This is a genomic window from Vibrio sp. A1-1, assembly GCF_021728175.1.
GTDB lineage: Bacteria > Pseudomonadota > Gammaproteobacteria > Enterobacterales > Vibrionaceae > Vibrio > Vibrio diabolicus.
Map to the genome: position 1 here is coordinate 111,000 of NZ_JAKKCL010000012.1, position 16,424 is coordinate 127,423.

General features: G+C 43.9%; 17 protein-coding genes. 9 read left to right on the top strand and 8 right to left on the bottom strand.

Features of this window, described 5'->3' with window-relative positions; genetic code table 11:
• The first annotated feature begins 261 nt into the window (after positions 1 to 261).
• From L3V30_RS16925 to L3V30_RS16950, 6 genes are all read left to right on the top strand, one after another.
• A complete protein-coding gene (locus L3V30_RS16925; RefSeq protein ID WP_005395335.1) occupies positions 262 to 621 on the top strand; it encodes a DUF3316 domain-containing protein in 360 nt (119 codons plus the stop codon).
• 216 nt (positions 622 to 837) lie between these two features.
• Entirely contained in the window at positions 838 to 2,238 is a 1,401-nt protein-coding gene (locus L3V30_RS16930) for an FAD-dependent oxidoreductase (RefSeq protein ID WP_237309359.1), read from the top strand.
• Positions 2,239 to 2,351: 113 nt separating this feature from the next.
• Complete coding sequence (locus L3V30_RS16935) at positions 2,352 to 3,476, top strand: M14-type cytosolic carboxypeptidase (protein WP_046873853.1); 1,125 nt, start codon at positions 2,352 to 2,354, stop codon at positions 3,474 to 3,476.
• A 457-nt stretch (positions 3,477 to 3,933) separates the two neighbouring features.
• Positions 3,934 to 4,914 (top strand): OmpA family protein, encoded by a 981-nt coding sequence (locus L3V30_RS16940; protein WP_005395330.1) that lies wholly within the window; start codon positions 3,934 to 3,936, stop codon positions 4,912 to 4,914.
• A 136-nt stretch (positions 4,915 to 5,050) separates the two neighbouring features.
• A complete protein-coding gene (locus L3V30_RS16945; protein ID WP_046873851.1) occupies positions 5,051 to 5,920 on the top strand; it encodes a LysR substrate-binding domain-containing protein in 870 nt (289 codons plus the stop codon).
• 161 nt (positions 5,921 to 6,081) lie between these two features.
• Complete coding sequence (locus L3V30_RS16950) at positions 6,082 to 6,855, top strand: aminoglycoside phosphotransferase family protein (RefSeq protein ID WP_150917127.1); 774 nt, start codon at positions 6,082 to 6,084, stop codon at positions 6,853 to 6,855.
• Here the strand turns inward: L3V30_RS16950 and L3V30_RS16955 are convergent.
• Complete coding sequence (locus L3V30_RS16955) at positions 6,852 to 7,727, bottom strand: LysR family transcriptional regulator (RefSeq protein ID WP_237309360.1); 876 nt, start codon at positions 7,725 to 7,727, stop codon at positions 6,852 to 6,854. The genes L3V30_RS16950 and L3V30_RS16955 overlap by 4 nt on opposite strands.
• 256 nt (positions 7,728 to 7,983) lie before the next feature.
• On the opposite strand from L3V30_RS16955, the gene L3V30_RS16960 reads away from it, so the two are divergent.
• The gene (locus tag L3V30_RS16960) at positions 7,984 to 8,220 is read left to right on the top strand and encodes a hypothetical protein (protein ID WP_046873848.1); all 237 of its coding nucleotides are present in this window, start codon (positions 7,984 to 7,986) and stop codon (positions 8,218 to 8,220) included.
• Positions 8,221 to 8,297: 77 nt separating this feature from the next.
• Here L3V30_RS16960 and L3V30_RS16965 read toward each other — a convergent pair whose 3' ends face one another.
• Positions 8,298 to 9,794, bottom strand: a complete 1,497-nt coding sequence (locus tag L3V30_RS16965; RefSeq protein ID WP_237309361.1) for an MFS transporter — start codon at positions 9,792 to 9,794, stop codon at positions 8,298 to 8,300.
• Between the two features lie 332 nt (positions 9,795 to 10,126).
• Positions 10,127 to 11,497, bottom strand: coding sequence for an L-serine ammonia-lyase (locus tag L3V30_RS16970; RefSeq protein WP_005395319.1), 1,371 nt, complete (start codon positions 11,495 to 11,497; stop codon positions 10,127 to 10,129).
• Between the two features lie 131 nt (positions 11,498 to 11,628).
• Here L3V30_RS16970 and L3V30_RS16975 point away from each other — a divergent pair, with 131 nt between their 5' ends.
• Positions 11,629 to 12,471 (top strand): YdcF family protein, encoded by an 843-nt coding sequence (locus L3V30_RS16975; RefSeq protein WP_237309362.1) that lies wholly within the window; start codon positions 11,629 to 11,631, stop codon positions 12,469 to 12,471.
• On the opposite strand, the gene L3V30_RS16980 is transcribed toward L3V30_RS16975, so the two are convergent.
• Both L3V30_RS16980 and L3V30_RS16985 read right to left on the bottom strand, forming a co-directional pair.
• The gene (locus L3V30_RS16980) at positions 12,461 to 13,117 is read right to left on the bottom strand and encodes a hypothetical protein (protein WP_048624711.1); all 657 of its coding nucleotides are present in this window, start codon (positions 13,115 to 13,117) and stop codon (positions 12,461 to 12,463) included. The two genes, L3V30_RS16975 and L3V30_RS16980, sit on opposite strands and share 11 nt — an antisense overlap.
• A 249-nt stretch (positions 13,118 to 13,366) precedes the next feature.
• Positions 13,367 to 13,633: a DUF333 domain-containing protein gene (locus L3V30_RS16985; RefSeq protein WP_005395313.1), complete on the bottom strand. Its 267-nt coding sequence runs from the start codon at positions 13,631 to 13,633 to the stop codon at positions 13,367 to 13,369.
• 278 nt (positions 13,634 to 13,911) lie between these two features.
• On the opposite strand from L3V30_RS16985, the gene L3V30_RS16990 reads away from it, so the two are divergent.
• Positions 13,912 to 14,430 carry an NUDIX hydrolase gene (locus tag L3V30_RS16990; RefSeq protein WP_005395311.1) on the top strand — a complete coding sequence of 173 codons (519 nt, stop codon included), beginning with the start codon at positions 13,912 to 13,914 and terminating at the stop codon, positions 14,428 to 14,430.
• A gap of 436 nt (positions 14,431 to 14,866) precedes the next feature.
• On the opposite strand, the gene L3V30_RS16995 is transcribed toward L3V30_RS16990, so the two are convergent.
• The 3 genes from L3V30_RS16995 to flgM are packed head-to-tail and all read right to left on the bottom strand — an operon-like array spanning position 14,867 to position 16,333.
• A complete protein-coding gene (locus L3V30_RS16995) occupies positions 14,867 to 15,613 on the bottom strand; it encodes a lytic transglycosylase domain-containing protein (protein WP_237309363.1) in 747 nt (248 codons plus the stop codon).
• Positions 15,594 to 16,031 (bottom strand): flagellar export chaperone FlgN, encoded by a 438-nt coding sequence (gene flgN, locus L3V30_RS17000; RefSeq protein WP_006741304.1) that lies wholly within the window; start codon positions 16,029 to 16,031, stop codon positions 15,594 to 15,596. The genes L3V30_RS16995 and flgN overlap by 20 nt, the downstream gene beginning before the upstream one ends.
• A gap of 20 nt (positions 16,032 to 16,051) precedes the next feature.
• Positions 16,052 to 16,333: a flagellar biosynthesis anti-sigma factor FlgM gene (flgM, locus tag L3V30_RS17005; protein ID WP_006741305.1), complete on the bottom strand. Its 282-nt coding sequence runs from the start codon at positions 16,331 to 16,333 to the stop codon at positions 16,052 to 16,054.
• Positions 16,334 to 16,424: the final 91 nt, after the last annotated feature.

The window sequence follows — 16,424 nt, forward strand, 5'->3', positions numbered from 1 at the left end:
CTAAGAGAAAATTGACCTTAGGTATTGTATGGGTTGGTAAGGAAATGTCAGTTTGGAAGCCACTTTGAACGTTGTGATTACGAGGTAGAAAAATGCTCGTGTTGGCAGAGTATGATGCCGTGTTGCTAAGTTAAAGTGAAATGAGTTGAACAAGAATTGAACGTTATTTGAAATTATTTTGACGTGTTTCTGGTCTTTATACGTACCTTATAAATATCGAGCCAATTTAGGTCCGATATAAAGGTAAGTAAGGAGAGGTTTATGAAACGCTTAATGACTTTAGCAAGTATGATTGCTCTGACTGCTGCACCTTCTGTTGTTTTTGCTGGTGGCTATCAGTGGACAAACGATACCGAAACGATCCATGGTGATGTTATGGATAGCAAACAAGCGGCTTATGAAATGGGTCGTGACATGATTCAGAACTATCAAAGCAAATCACCAGGTCAGCTTCGTGACGAGTTTACAAGCCTTACAGAGTATGTTGATCGCCAGTCGTTTTCTATCACTGACTCAAAAGTCATGGTGAATGAGTTCTTGCAAAGTGACGGGCAAGTTGTATACCAGCCTATTCTCAATGTTCAATACGAGTACCGCATGCGTGAAACCGGTAAATACTAACCAGTAAGACGGTCTCGATTTTCCGATAATTTATATCCTTGCTGTTTGTTTTGGGGAGCGCTGCTCCCCATTTTTGTATTCATTGATAGCAGAAACTTCCACTCTCTCAGCGCAACATTTGCTATCGCTCAGCGTTAGATATTCTTGCTCGTTGATTGTGCTCATCGTTTGTAAAGTGTTTACAGAAACGATGCAACGCACTAACAAGGATATCCGATGACACATAGTTCATACTGGTTCAAACAGGCCATTGAAGCTGAACAGCCAGAAACGCCGCAACCATTACATCAAAATATTGATACCGATGTTGCTATTGTCGGTGGTGGCTACACCGGACTTTGGACAGCGATTATGATTAAGCAGCAATCTCCTGAAAAACAGGTGGTTGTTATCGAAAAGGGCTTGTGTGGCAGTGGGGCATCTGGCGCGAATGGCGGCTGTATGCTGACATGGTCTACCAAGTTCCCGACGTTGAAACGGTTATTCGGTGAAGAACATGCTGTTTGGTTGGTAAAAGAGTCGGAACAAGCGGTGTTGGAGATTGACGACTTTTGTCAGCAATACAATATCGATGCGCAATTATCTTTAAAAGGGGTTTATTACACCGCAACCAATCAGGCTCAGAAAGGTGGAATGCAGCCAGTTGTCGACGAGTTACAACGGCTAGATGTGAACAGTTGGCGTCGTTGCTCGGTGAAGGAACTGCGTGCCAATGCGGGTTCACCTCGCCATATTGAAGGCTATCACTCTCCGGTTGCTGCTAACGTACAACCCGCCTTACTCGCGCGAGGGTTACGCCGTGTTGCTATTGATCTGGGTGTAGAAGTTTATGAGAACACGCCAATGACGCGTCTAGATTATGGAAAACCTGCCACCGTCTGTACACCTAAAGGAAACATTCAAGCACAGCAGGTGGTGCTGGCATTGAACGCATGGATGGTTGAGCAATTTAAGCAGTTCAAAAACAGTATCGTGGTGGTGTCTTCGGATATGGTTATTACCAAACCGCTTGGTGATACTTTGTCTCAATCTGGTTGGCAAGCGGGTTCGAGTGTCTTGGACTCACGCATCTTCGTACATTATTACCGAGATACGCCAGATGGCCGTTTGATGCTAGGTAAAGGCGGTAATCAGTTCTCTTTCAACAACCAAGTTGATGCGATGTTTAACAAGCCGACGCGTTATCAAACGCTACTAAAAAAATCATTCGACAACCTTTTTCCTCGCTTAAAAGGGACTGAATTTGAGTACTCTTGGACTGGCGGTTCGGATCGTTCCGCAACTGGGTTTCCTTTTTTTGGCCAATTGGATGAGCAAAGTAATGTCTTTTACGGGTTTGGTTATTCAGGTAACGGCGTTGCCCAAACTCGAATGGGTGGAAAGATTTTATCGTCGTTGGTGTTAGGGCTAGATAACGAGTGGACGCGAGGTGGTTTAGCGCAAGGACCGCTTGGGTATTTTCCACCAGAACCAATACGTTGGCTGGGAGCAATGATGGTACGAAATGCTGTTCGCCGAAAAGAGGAAGCGGAAGACAATGAGAAACATCCGTTTGTTTGGGATAAATGGCTAGCGAAACTCGCAGGACCAGCAGGCAAAGCGGATAAGCTCGACTAAACTGAAGACTTTAGCCACAAACGAGACAGTTTGCAGTGAAAGTCATTGGGGGGCGATGTAGCCTTGTGTTAGCCTCTGTCTTTCAAGCTCAGATTTAAAAGGTGAGTAATATAATGAAAGTATTCAGCAACTTCGATAGCGGCAGCATTCACGTAGTGAAAGCGGACGACAAAAATGACATCCAACTTAAAATCCCTAATGACAATATGTCGGAATTCTACCAGTGGTTCCATTTCCGTCTAGAAACCGAAGCAGAGCAGTCGCACACGATCAAACTGCTTGATTTGGCTAAGTCGGCTTATCCAGAAGGGTGGCAAGGTTATGATGTCGTAGCGTCTTACGACCGTGAAGAATGGTTCCGTATACCAGCAGAGTTCGATGGCGACACACTGACTTTCACTGTTATCCCTGAGCGTAGCTCAATTTACTTCGCGTACTTTGCGCCTTACACATACGATCGTCATTTAGATTTGTTACACATGGCACAAAGCGCGCACCACTGCCAACTAGAAACACTAGGCCACACATTAGACGGCAATGACATGAGCTTGCTAACGTTTGGTGAGCCAGAAGAAGGCAAAAAGAAAATCTGGATGATTGCACGCCAACATCCGGGTGAAACCATGGCTGAATGGTTCATGGAAGGCATGATCCAACGTTTACTGGATGAAAATGACACTGTTGCGCGTGCATTACTGGAAAAAGCAGTGCTTTACGTGGTACCAAACATGAACCCAGACGGTGGTATTCGCGGCCACTTGCGTACGAACGCGGTAGGCGTGAACTTGAACCGTGAATGGCAAACTCCGTCTATGGAGAAAAGTCCAGAAGTCTACCTTGTGCGTCAACGTATGCTGGAAACGGGTGTTGACATGTTTTTAGATATCCATGGTGATGAAGCAATTCCTTACAACTTCGTCGCTGGCTCAGAAGGTATTCCTTCTTACGATGAAAATCTTGCCACTTTAGAGGCATCATTTAAGCAAGCGTTACTGACTATTACACCTGAGTTCCAAGATGAGATTGGTTATGATAAAGATGAGCCGGGTAAAGCGAATTTGACGGTAGGCTCAAACTGGGTCGCGGAGCAGTTCAAATGCCTGTCGTACACGATCGAGATGCCATTTAAAGACAACAACAATCACCCAGATCCGCTTTATGGTTGGTCACCAGAACGCAGTGTATTATTTGGGCAAGATGTCTTAGCTGCAACGCTTACCGTGGCGGATAAAATCTAGTTCGATAAGTTCACGTCTGTTCATTATTTCGAAAACAGCTCATTTTAAATGAGCTGTTTTTTTATGCCTTCGATATCCATTCTCTCCTGTAAAAATTTGTTGCCATTCACAGGCTTAAATGTCGATTCTTAAATTTGAGAAAATGGGTTTTTATGGTGATTTGCGTCACAGAAAACTGGCTATTTTGTGATATTCTCCGCAACGAATTGACTATGGCTAAACCAACGCAACGAGACTTTATTTCTCGGTTGGGTATGCGGATGAAGCTCATGAATAGATGGTCTTGAGGTTATCTTTCTCCGTTTTACGTCATTGGCGTTTGAATATCATTTTTTGATTCTTTCCTACGCTATTTAGCTATTTCTGTTCGAAGAAAAGAGAAAGTTACGGCTTCATATTTTACGGCAGTATGCTGCCTCGATGTGTTGCTTTGTGTACAAGAAAAAGGAAAAGAATAATGAAAAAAATCGCTATAGCAGTGGCTACTGTACTTGCTGGTGGTGTGATCTCAAACGTTGCACTTGCTGACACTTACATGGGCGGTAAAGTAGGTTACAACTCTCTAAATGATGCGTGTTACCTAAACGAACCTTGTGACGACGACAGTTTTGCAGCATCTATGCACCTGGGCTACAGCTTCAACGAGTACGTTGCAGCAGAGTACGGTGTTGATTACCTTGGTGACTTCACTGCAAACTTCAAAAAGCCGGGCCTAAACACCGTTGACGGTGATCTTTGGGCGTTGACTCTTGCTCCTAAATTCAACCTACCGCTAACGGATTCTTGGAATCTATTCGCGAAAGTTGGTGCTGCATACATGATGGCGGGTGACGAAAAAGATTTCGTACCAACAGGTTCTCTAGGTGCTGAGTACAAAATCAACTACAACTGGAGCCTACGTGCTGAATACCAACGTTACCAAGATATGTCTGATGACGTGATTGAAGATATGGATTCAGATTTCTTCGGTATTGGTTTTAACTACAAGTTCGGCTCTGAACCAGTAGTTCAAGAAGAAGTGGTTGAGGAAGTAGTAGAAACACGCCCTGCAACACGCATTGTTGAGCATGTTTACCCTGCTCAAACAACAGCGACAGTACAATTCGACCTAGAAAGTGCAGAAGTGAAAGATGCATCGACCCTTTCTGGTACCGTTGATCTGATGAACACTTACCCACAAGCTCAAGTTGAGATCACGGGTTACAGTGATACGACGGGTTCTGCTGCGTACAACCAGCAACTTACAGAAAAACGCGCGAAAGCCGTTGCTGACGAGTTCCAAGCAAAAGGTATTGCGGCTGAGCGTATGACAGTGAAAGGTATGGGTGAAGCTAACCCAGTAGCAAGCAACGAAACACGTCAAGGTCGTCAAATGAACCGTCGTGTTGAAGTAGTTGTCCCAGCGTTTGAATACCAAACCACTGAGAAAGCAGAATAATTCCTGCTTAAGAGACAGTTCCAAAAGCCAGCGTGTATCACGCTGGCTTTTTTGATCCCGCTTAACAAACTCAGCACTTTCATCAATTTGTCATCACCAGTTCATACCATGGCTACTGAGTATTTGGGAGAGTGTTATGCAAAGCTTACCGCCGCTTAATTTGCTCCGAGCGTTTGAAGCCACGGCGCGATTACAGAGCTTCACTAAAGCCGCAGAGGAGCTAAATGTGACCCGTGCGGCCGTCAGTCAGCAGGTGAAATCGCTAGAACTGCAGTTAAATGCAACATTATTCGAGCGCAAGGGTACGCACCTTACGCTGACCAGCTCAGCAAAAGAATACTGGCCTGTGGTTAACCATGTGCTTCAAACCTTATCAACCTCGACCCATCATTTATTTACTCGCCCACAGAACAAGCAAATTACCTTACATGTCGCCCACAGTTTTTGCTCGCAATGGTTAATGCCAAGGATGGCCGATTTTCAGCGTCAATTTCCAGATGTTTCCTTTAAGATCTCGACAACCGCGAATACGGTTCCAAACGCCAGTGCGATTGCAGATATAGAAATTATTAACGGAGATGGCGATTGGCAAGATCAACAAGCTATTCAGCTTACCCAAGAAAACTGGATCGTTGTAGCAAGCCCCGGCTTTATTCAGTTAAATCCGATTGATGACCTCACGAAGCTGTCTCAAACACCTAAAATCTGCACCGGCGGTTATCATGAATCTTGGCAGGTATGGTTTGCGTACCAAGGTTATCAAGGCAAGGTGAGCAAAGTGATAGCCGAATTTGAACATTCATTGCTTGCTATTCAAGCTGCAACCAATCAACTTGGTATATTGCTGGTGAGAGACTTTCTTGTTGAGGATGAGTTACAACAAGGGATATTAGTACAAATCGGAGATTGGCGTATGCCCAGCTCCGGCGCACACTATATGATGGTTAGAGCATCAGAAAAGTCACACGTAAACACCTTTGCCCAATGGTTAATACAAAGCCTTTGATGTTTTACGGTCTATTTTTACAGCGGTACTTATTCTTGCGATTTACCTAACAAAATGCGCGGTTTCATATAGGGTCAGTCAACCTTCTCTAAAAGCTTTGAGTGTATGATGAGCTAGCTTTACGTTATCTGATGCGCGCTTAATCCACACAGGATACTGTTATGGAAACAATGCAAGGCGGTAGAGAAAATGCCATCTATCGAAAAGGGAATTTGATATCTCGTCCTGCCAGTTATTGGACGATGACTATCCATCAGCTACTTACCTATCTTCATTCACGAGGCTTTACGGCATGCCCTAAAGCGGTTGGTATTGAGAAAGGAAAAGAGTGGGTTAGCTATGTTGAAGGAGAGACTTACAACTATCCATTGATTGGCAACATTGCTTCTGTTTCCGCGCTCCAATCTGCGGCAAAAATGTTACGCGATATGCACGATGCATCTGAGAGTTTCCTTAAGCAATATCAAAATGAAACGCTGCACTGGATGCTGCCACCACGAACACCACAAGAGGTGATTTGTCATGGTGATTTCATGCCATATAACGTGGCACTCCGTGGAGAGTTTGTCGTTGGTGTGTTTGATTTTGATACGGCGCATCCGGCGCCAAGAGTTTGGGACGTCGCTTTTTCGGTCTATGGTTGGGCACCATTTAAAACCGATGAGCGCGATAAAATGGGCTGTTTGGAGCAACAAATTCAGCGTGCAAAACTTTTCTGTGACGCTTATGGCTGTTCGAGATTGGAACGGGAAGAGCTGGTGGAGGTGATGACACATCGACTCTCCGCGTTAGTTGATTATATGAGAGGGGTCGCAGCTCAAGGTGATGATAGGTTTCAAGCGAACCTAGAAGATTGCCATCATACCGCTTACCTCAACGATATCGAGTACCTAAGAAAACATAGACAAGTCATCACCCTAGGACTTTTAGGTTAGGGCTGGGTGATATCTTTAATGACATTGAATAACCACTGGTTTATCGGGGCTTGCTGTTGTGATCGACGACAGCTCATCACGTAGCGAACATCAAGCTCTAACCCGCCAGGAAGCGCGATACTTCGGCAGCCCTTAGGCACATGTCCACTCATGGTTATACCAAAATGATCCGTTTGTAGGAGCACTTTTTGAATCATCGCAGGGTGTTCAATTTCTACCTTAGGTGTGGTTCTGAACCCCATATGGTTGAGCCTTTCCAACAACGGATATCGGTAGTCGTTCCATCCCGGCGTTTTGAAAAGTAAAAAGGGGTAGTTTTCTAGCTCTTGGAAATGTTGAGCGGGATGCTCATCTAGAACAAAAAATACGGCTTTTCCTCGACCTAGTTCGTTTTGAATAATTGACTGCGGAAGATCCTCATCAAAATAATGAATCGCAATAGCGTTTTCACCCTCAGTTAATCGCTTTTTCGCGTCGCTCCCCCAACGTAAACAAGAGAACTTTGCTTTTGGGGCGTGTTTTAGTAATTCTAAGTAAAACTTGTCACCAAAGTAATCCCAAAATAATGTGTTCGCATAAATAGTTATCGAGCCGTCAAAATTAGCGGGTGAAAAACTCTGTGGTTTGATGGAATCAATACTGGTGAGGATTTGTTCAAAATGTGGCATGTTCGCCTCGACAAAAGCGGTCGGTTCAAAGCCATTTTTAGTCTGAATGAACAAAGGGTCATCGAGCTGCGCTTTCATTTTTGTCAGGTTTTTGCTGATTGATCCTGATGTCTTTCCGAGTGAATCTGCCACCAATCGGACGCTACGTAACTCATACATCCGTTTTAGTACCAATACGTTTTGAATGTCCAGATTAATGCTCATACATCGTCTCATTTGTCTTCTGCTGAGAAATCATATCTCTGGATTGCTGAACAAAAGACAACGTTCGGTCAATTTAAGCATGCTGTCGTATCTTATGGTTTATTGAAGGCGACGGTGGACAGCAAATAGGCTTGGTCATATCAATTTAGTGGTTTGGATTTCCATTTGGTAAATGATGACTTTCCTCGTATGAACACGTTTCTGTTGTTACAGTTTTTTCATCGAAAGAAAGTAAGAACAAAAACAGAGGTGACGTATGAAAAAATTAATCGCACTTGGTTTGATGGTTTGCTCAACAAACATAGCATTAGCTGGCGATGGGTCATACACGGGCACGATTGATATGACGATGGCTACGAAAAATCAGGTCGACGTCGAACGCGCAGATTCTCAACTGACGCTGAAAGGTCGGAATGAAACGGCCTATGGCGGGGTAATCATCCATACGGATGCTGCTACACAAAAAATTGAACTTCGTGGTCGACGTGATTAATCGAACATGTTGTTGTTAAGAAAATGCCGCGAATATCGCGGCATTTTTTATATTTTGAGATAGGTAAATCATCAAACTCAGCTTTGAACTTCAACCCCAGCTTCGATCTCGACTGGTTGCGCTTGAGTATCGCTTTCTTTCGCCGCATCAAGCATCTTGCGAATAATGAGTGACGCTGCCATTGCGATAGCGACCATCACGACAGCAAGGACAGTGAGTAATTGGAAATAATCACCATATACGTTTTGTACAATGTCTTGTGTGATGGTCTGTCCTTTCTCTAACGCGATAGAGGTTGAAAATGCAGCACCAATAATACCGCTCAATGCGATTGCCACAGAAAATAGGCTAACAGAGAAGTTTTCGATGTGCTTCGGCGCGACGGAAAGAATAAACGCTACGACCATCGAACCCACGATGACTTCTGCAATCGCCTGGAAGAAGTGAATAGCGAGAAAGATTTCTGGCATGATCACGACATCTTCACCCACGGTAGTCACGGCAAACGTCAAGATACCAAACGCTATCGCGGTCAGTACAAATGCCAAGGCGACTTTTGTCGCGGTAGAGAGGTAGATATCGCGCTTTTCCAGCAACCCAAAAAAGCCAGCTACGATAGGACCACCAACCATACACCAAAGCGGGTTCATTGCCATTGCTGCTTCTGGTTCGAGCGGAATAAAACCAAATAGAGAGCCTTTTAATGTGTTGATAGCAACCATGTTCATCGAGGTCATCATTTGTCCGTAGTAAACAAAGAAACAGGTTGTCAGCAAGGTCACAATTAAGATGGTCCCCATCTTCAAAGACTCAGCTTTGCTTGCTTTAAGCATCAGAGATATGAAGTATGCGATCGCCGCCCCTCCGATGGCGTATACGATATTTTGGCCAATATCCATGTTTGAAAACATGAAAAATACCAACGCGATCATTGCCAATGAAATCAATGCAAAAAGTACCCAGTTTTTTAAACTTACGGTTTTTTGATCAAGCTCAGAGGCTACGCCAACAAGATCTTTGCGGAATACCAATAGCATGATCAATGCCGCTGCTGCCATAACAGCAGAGATGGTAAAACCGCCATTAAAGCCGATCACAAGGACAATCATTGGGAACAAATATTGACCTAAAAAGGCGCCAACATTATTCACTGAATAATTGATTGGGTATCCTCTTTCAAAATCTTCTTGTGATTTGAACGTTCGTTTATAGAGGCTAGGGTAAGAGGGTGACATCAGGCCGCGGCCATAACTGGCGAGCGCAATACCACACATTGAAAGTGGAACGTTAGAAGCAGAAGCCCCCAACACGAGTAATACGTAACCGGATGCAAAAGCGAAATATGCGATAGAAAGTGAGCGATAAGCTCCTAAAAACTTATCTGCAATAAAGCCGCCCGCGATCGCGAAAAGTGGCCCGATCGCCGAAAAAGCACCAACGATCATCATCGTATCGGCTTCGTTGTAATTTAGATCCTCTAGAAAAAATCGAGTTAGACTTACTAATACACCGTAAAATGATAAGCCAAACATCATTTGGCAGAACATCATGGATTTATTGAGTTTATTCCACATAATTTTGTACTCACATTAGCGGAGAAAGGTAGGTATTGTTATTTCTATTAAATAGTAATGAAACGAAAGATTGAGTATTGAAATAATTGTCGCATAACGTGGAAATGCTGCACTATATTTTCTAATGCTTATATGGCTAAATGCTAATGTGTTGTTCTAGATCAATTTGAATAAAGCAGTGCTTAATTCTATTTTTGTTTAATTTTGTTGTATTTGTTACTGATTGGAGCTAATGGGGTTTTATAGGATTACGGCAAATAAAAAGAGGTCTTGCGAGAAAGGAAATTGCTGACGAAGTGCATCGCCAGCAATGATATAGCGGGCTTATTTGACTATTCGCATGGCGGTGCCATATGAATGACGGCCAAGCCACCTAAGGAAGTTTCACGGTATTTTTTGTTCATATCTTTACCAGTTTGATACATGGTTTCGATAACTTTATCTAATGAAATAAGGCATTTGCTCGTGCGCTTTAATGCCATACGTGAGGCATTAATGGCTTTCATTGCGCCCATGGCATTTCTTTCAATGCAAGGCACTTGAACCAAGCCGCCGATCGGGTCACAAGTCATTCCTAATGAATGCTCCATCGCAATTTCCGCAGCAATACAAATCTGCTCGTTACTGCCGCCTCTGAGTGCCGTTAAACCAGCGGCTGCCATGGATGAAGAAACCCCGACCTCTCCCTGACAACCCACTTCGGCGCCGGAAATTGACGCGTTAGTTTTGTATAAGATGCCGATAGCGCCAGCGACTGCAAGAAAGTCTTTCAGCTGTTTAATATCAAGCTCTTTGATGAAGCGATGGTAGTACATCAATACCGCCGGAATAACCCCTGCGGCGCCATTAGTTGGAGAAGTAACGACTTGTCCTCCAGCTGCATTTTCTTCGCTAACCGCAAAGGCAAAGAGGTTAATCCAATCCATGATCTCCATTGGATCATTCTCAACTGCAGCGTTAGCTTCGAGCTTCTTCAAAAGATTTGGTGCACGACGAGTGACATTGAGACCACCTTCTAAAATCCCTTCCGTATCGAAACCACGTTGCATGCAGAGCGACATCACTTTCCAAATTTGTTCTGCTCTTTGGCTAATTTCTTCATCTGAGCGGAATGCCAGTTCGTTTTGTAGAATCATACCTCCCAAACTAAAACCGTTAGTCTCGGCTTTTTCCAGCATCTCATCCGCTGATGTGAAGGGAAATGGTACCGCGACTTCATCTTGTTGCGTGCCGTTTTCTAGTTCGTCAGCGGTGGCGATGAATCCGCCTCCGATGGAATAATAAATTTCAAACGCCACTTGGTCTCCCGCAGCGTCTAGTGCGGTAATCGTCATTCCGTTTTCATGCAGGGGAAGGTTGTCACTATGAAAGACGATGTCATGGTCGTAGCTAAACTCAATCTGGTGCGTACCAGCGAGCAGTAGCGTGTTGTTGTCTATAGTATTTTGTAGCGCACTTTTAGCGCTACTCATTTTGATGGTATCGGGTTTATTTCCCATCAAACCAAGGACAGTGGCTCGGTCTGTGTGGTGCCCTCTACCAGTGAGCGATAATGAGCCATAAAGGTCCACTTGCACCCGATGCACTTTCGCCATAGAGTCGCTAACTAGTTGAGTGAAATGGAATCCGGCAAGCATAGGACCATTAGTGTGGGAGCTAGAAGGCCCGACACCAATCTTAAATATATCGAAAATCGACAGCATAATTGACTTCCTTTAGCAGTGAACCTTTATAAAGGTCTCTAGAACAGTGTTGTTAACTAGATGTTAAAGCCTGTAGGCCGGGAGTGAAAGAAGATTTTTGTAACACTGCCAACTAAGCGCGAGATTTTGAAATGAAGTTAGACAATGTGGTCATTGTTTTAGGTAAACGCCTCGTCAATAGCAGATTGACCGTTGAGGGGGTAACAAGAGTCGAAGCGTTATCTAATGTGATTGCGTCATTGCCGACAGAGCGAACGGCGATTATTTTTTGTGGTGGATTAACGCAAGGTCAACGCATTTCTGAAGCAGATGCAATGTACAGTTATTTTAAATCTCTAAATGCGGCCGCTGTGCATCCGTTCCCTGAACATCAAGTACTTTTAGAAAATCGATCTTTGAATACGTTTCAGAACATGCGTTACGCTTCTCGCATTTTGTGTGATAGTGGTTTGTTCCAGTTATGGTCAGCGCGCCCGGTTGAGGTCACCTTGTTGTCGAATGACTACCACCTTGAGCGAATCATAGAAATCCAAACCTTGATGGATGAGCAGGGATTATTACGAGTACTAAAATCTGAGTGCGCCTCCATGGGCGTTACTCTCAACTTACCCTTGGATATCAACAAACATATCAGCGTACCATACCCACATAAAGGGCCTGTGGCGGCGGCATTTTTATTACTGGATGAACTCACGACTTACCGAGTTTATTTAGAAGGGGTCAAGCAGGGAGCATTTTTACGAGACTTATCGGTTGTCCGAAAGAAGCCGCTTATGATCGCGAGACATGCCATTCAGCAATTGCTCGCTTTACCACTCGATAAAGATAGTTTGCAACAGATTGAAGACATGAAAAAGGCCATCGAAATGACGGCCTTGGATGAATCTGTAGGAGCTGCGGAACAAGCGTTAAGGATCGTTCATCCGATATTAACTGCATTGAACCGCCGCTTGGATCCTGAGTCTATTCATTAAGTTCGCGTTTTGTGCGGACTGCGCTCAATGCGATCAAACAGTAGCAAAGGAGTTCCATGCCTTCTTCCGAAATATTTTTAACATCACGGATGTAGTTCTCGTCCATCACTTGTTGCCAAAAACTGCCCATGCCATATAAGCGAGAGAAGACCAACAATAGCATCACGGCACCAATTAACAGTTTCATGTGGGGCACCGTTAAGATGGTCGCCATTTCGTTCATGGTACCTTTACCACCTTGGTAAGCTTTGGCGCAAGCCAGTGCGGTTACAGCGAGCGCAGGGAAAACCCAAGAACCATGACGAATCATGTCTGTCCAATAGTCTGTTTCACGAATAATGAGCACCGCGAAAAAGCCGGCAATCAAAATGGCCGCATGCTTTAGCTGAGGCTGTTGTTTAGATAGGCTAAAAAATGACCATGATGCAATCGCGAGCATCACAAGCTGGAGTGTTTCTGTTATGGAAAGCTCACCAAGGCTTGAACCCAACACGACATAATCAAGGCGAAGACTGAGGTTAACGAGAATACTGATAGCGACAATCATCAATGCACTTAAACTCGATTTATAAATGATGCGCTTTGACTCTTCAGTAACAACGTTGCTTGGGGCTGACTCGGCTTCTTTTACTATTTGTGTTTTCATCTTGCTCACCTGTTCCAGAAAATGTGGAAGAAATGTGAATTAGTGTGATCTGTGTTTGGGATTTTATTGTCCAAGTGGAAAGTTATGTCAGAGGAATGTCAAGAATAGAACACTGTTCGATATAGTATCGATGTGCGGTAAAGTCAGAGGTATGTAAAAATGAAGTGAGAAAGTTTTGATAAATCAAATAAAAAAGGAGCCTAAAGGCTCCTAAGTGATAGAGGGAATCTGACGTGTCGACAAAAAAATTTAGTAGTCGCCACTCTCACTTTCTTTATGATTGTCGCGATAGTATTCCCATTGCTCGACACGATTATCGTCAGACAGCACGCAGTAAGTCACACGTTCGCCATTTTCCGAAACGGTATCCAACTCACCACCTTGCTGAACACAGTAAACGGCTGCAGGATTTGCGACGGAGGTATACTCAGTCGAGCGAGTGGCACCTTCGTAAGTTGAACAACCAGCCAGTACCAACGTTGCAGCCATAGCCATCATTAAATTTGTCTTTTTCATTCTTTATCTCCGCATGGGGTGGGCGAGTATTGTATTGATTATAGGCAACTTTCAGAGATTATTGTCTTATCGATGTTAAAAGTAAGAGGGACGTATAAGAATTTAGATATTCTCATCTTTTACTGGTTATCACGTCACACTTCTATTTGTTGCGGATTGTTACGAAGGTTAGAACCGTTGCGTTCAAACCAATGTCTTGAACGCATTTGGACCGACAACGATGATTTAAAGCGTGAAGTTCGGTAATATGCGCGCAAAACATGACAGTGGTATTTTCGATGAGACACTTAAAATCGACCGTTCATCCGGACATTGAGCACTTGGACGACAAAATTATTTTCCAGCGCAATGCGGCACGCGCCATCGTACTAGATGGTGAAGATGTGTTGTTGCTCTATACAGAGCGTTACCATGACTACACTTTGCCTGGTGGTGGTATTGATGATGGTGAAGATGTGATTGCTGGACTAGTTCGTGAACTAGAAGAAGAAACCGGCGCGCAGAATATCCATGGTATTAAGCCTTTCGGGATCTTTGAGGAATTTCGTCCTTGGTACAAAGACGACGCTGACGTAATGCACATGGTGTCGTATTGCTATACATGTAAAATCGATCGTGAGTTAGGTGAAACGGCTTATGAAGACTATGAAGTTAAAAATGGAATGCGTCCAGTATGGATGAACATTCACGAAGCGATAGCGCACAATGAAAAGACCATGGCAGAAAGCCCGAAAAAAGGCATGAGCATCGAGCGCGAAACGTTTTTGCTTCAGTTGATTTCTAAAGAATTACTATAAATAACTTAGCTTGCTTCATAGTGACTTACCCACTCATTGTTCTGTTGATAGGTCAGCTTTTAAATCGATAAAAAAAGTCCGGACTCCCCCCCGGAACCCGGACTTATTCCAGACGCGCAAGCGAAGCGTCATCTTGATATTTTAAATTTGTTTCGAACTATGAAAACAATAGCTGTTTTACATTTAGTGTGTAAATAATTATTAGGTCCAACCATTGGTTTTCATGTTTTTTGCAAACGCAATGTGACGCATATCTACCCAATTGGCAAGCGCAATTTGGGTACCTTTTAATAAACCACTACTCTTTCTTATCTTTGAGATACCTTACCTCAACTTTTTTGCACACGTTTGCATAGAGATCACGAGTTTTCAAATTGGCCGAACACGATCTTGTAATTTTACGTTTTTCTGACATTGGATTTTGTCGTGATTTTTATCACAAATTGACCAACGGAGGTAGTGGACTAAAGTCGATCAGCGGTTGCGAAACCATCGGAGCATCTGAAGCAAATAAGAGTAAAGGTTGAAATGATGAGGATTGTAACTGACCGATATCTATCAACTTTTCCAGCGCGAAGAATCGACTAACGTATTGGCGAGTCTCTTTAGGTAGTGTGAGCTTCTGGAAGTCGTTACTGCCTGCTCGCTGAATAGCGCGTGCGACACGCCCTTCACCTGCATTGTAGGCCGCTAATGTCAGCGCCATGTTTTGATCGAATTTGTTGTATAAAAACGTCAGATACTTGAGTGCTGCAGCTGTGCTTGCTTCTGTATCAAAACGATCGTCTTGTTTTGTATCTACAGTCAACCCGAATCGTTGAGCTGTTGCTGGTATCAGTTGCCAAAGTCCGGCGGCGTTGGCATGAGAAACGGCTTTGGGGTTGTAAGAGGATTCCAACATTGGCACTAAGGCTAGACTCTTTGGTAAAGAGTGGCTTTGCAGTTGTTTGAAAATGTGATGAATTACCAGGTTGGATGAATCGAGACGCTTGGCAATTTGTGGCTTGTATGGGGCTAAAACTTGATATTGCGTTTGAATATCAGCTGGGCTTGGTTTCGCCTGACTGGTGATTGAAAGGCAGGATAGTAAGGCGATAAAAATAAAAAGGCCTACAGTACTCAGCCGAGATGGCGACTGAATCTGTAGGCAAGACGAACATCGTTTAGAACGATTTATCTTCATAAGTGTGTTGCACAGGTTGTTTGAGTTGACTGACCAACTCATGGAACGCCGCAGAGCTGTGGCCATTGCTCTGATTGTATTGTTGGCACTGACTTACCAACGTTTCCAATAGCGCCCATTGTTTTCTAGCTTGCATACCTATTTGGGCAGGCAAAGCATTGAAAATTCGTTTTACGCTGGCGTCATTACACGCTAACCCCAGCTCTCGCATACACTGGCTTCTATCACTGGCTGAGCGGCTAAGTTTATTGAGTATTGGCATTTGTTTCTGAACATTGTTGCTCAGTGCCTCACCATCAAACTTTAAGTACAACGTTTTTTGCTGTTGAAGCAAAGGGATAAGTTGTTGATAGAGCTTGATATCCTCAGGTATTGAGCGAATAAATTGTTGAATTCGCTGCGATACTGCGCTTGCCATGATCTCTTCCTAGTGTGTTATTACTCGTGACCTGTATGGAATTGCATGATCGCCTTTGATAGTGCTTTGGTATCTAGGCTAAGTTCGCCACGCGCTAATGCGTTACGTACTTGTTCTACTTTTTCCATATCAACATCAGGTAGTGATGCCATTTCAGCTTGAGCGCGATCTATCGCTACGGTATTCGCTTGAAATGCAGGCTCGTGTACTTTGCTCTGTTCGACGACGTCGACAGGCTGTTTGCTTGCTTGCTGTAATTTTGTTTGTGGGACATGACCGCCCGCGACTTTGTCGATTTTCATGCTGTGGTCCTCATCATCATGTTCTAAATTAAGTAGGCGGTTAGGATGTGATAAACATTAAATATTTTTTTGTACTCGAAATTCAGCGTTA

Coding starts and splice junctions, on each gene's coding strand:
- L3V30_RS16955 (WP_237309360.1), bottom strand. CDS start 7,727: ATGAGCATTAATCTGGACATTCAAAACGTATTGGTACTAAAACGGATG.
- L3V30_RS16975 (WP_237309362.1), top strand. CDS start 11,629: ATGAAGTTAGACAATGTGGTCATTGTTTTAGGTAAACGCCTCGTCAAT.
- L3V30_RS16995 (WP_237309363.1), bottom strand. CDS start 15,613: ATGAAGATAAATCGTTCTAAACGATGTTCGTCTTGCCTACAGATTCAG.
- L3V30_RS16950 (WP_150917127.1), top strand. CDS start 6,082: ATGGAAACAATGCAAGGCGGTAGAGAAAATGCCATCTATCGAAAAGGG.
- flgM (WP_006741305.1), bottom strand. CDS start 16,333: ATGAAAATCGACAAAGTCGCGGGCGGTCATGTCCCACAAACAAAATTA.
- flgN (WP_006741304.1), bottom strand. CDS start 16,031: ATGGCAAGCGCAGTATCGCAGCGAATTCAACAATTTATTCGCTCAATA.
- L3V30_RS16985 (WP_005395313.1), bottom strand. CDS start 13,633: ATGAAAAAGACAAATTTAATGATGGCTATGGCTGCAACGTTGGTACTG.
- L3V30_RS16935 (WP_046873853.1), top strand. CDS start 2,352: ATGAAAGTATTCAGCAACTTCGATAGCGGCAGCATTCACGTAGTGAAA.
- L3V30_RS16940 (WP_005395330.1), top strand. CDS start 3,934: ATGAAAAAAATCGCTATAGCAGTGGCTACTGTACTTGCTGGTGGTGTG.
- L3V30_RS16980 (WP_048624711.1), bottom strand. CDS start 13,117: ATGAAAACACAAATAGTAAAAGAAGCCGAGTCAGCCCCAAGCAACGTT.
- L3V30_RS16960 (WP_046873848.1), top strand. CDS start 7,984: ATGAAAAAATTAATCGCACTTGGTTTGATGGTTTGCTCAACAAACATA.
- L3V30_RS16945 (WP_046873851.1), top strand. CDS start 5,051: ATGCAAAGCTTACCGCCGCTTAATTTGCTCCGAGCGTTTGAAGCCACG.
- L3V30_RS16990 (WP_005395311.1), top strand. CDS start 13,912: ATGAGACACTTAAAATCGACCGTTCATCCGGACATTGAGCACTTGGAC.
- L3V30_RS16930 (WP_237309359.1), top strand. CDS start 838: ATGACACATAGTTCATACTGGTTCAAACAGGCCATTGAAGCTGAACAG.
- L3V30_RS16925 (WP_005395335.1), top strand. CDS start 262: ATGAAACGCTTAATGACTTTAGCAAGTATGATTGCTCTGACTGCTGCA.
- L3V30_RS16965 (WP_237309361.1), bottom strand. CDS start 9,794: ATGTGGAATAAACTCAATAAATCCATGATGTTCTGCCAAATGATGTTT.
- L3V30_RS16970 (WP_005395319.1), bottom strand. CDS start 11,497: ATGCTGTCGATTTTCGATATATTTAAGATTGGTGTCGGGCCTTCTAGC.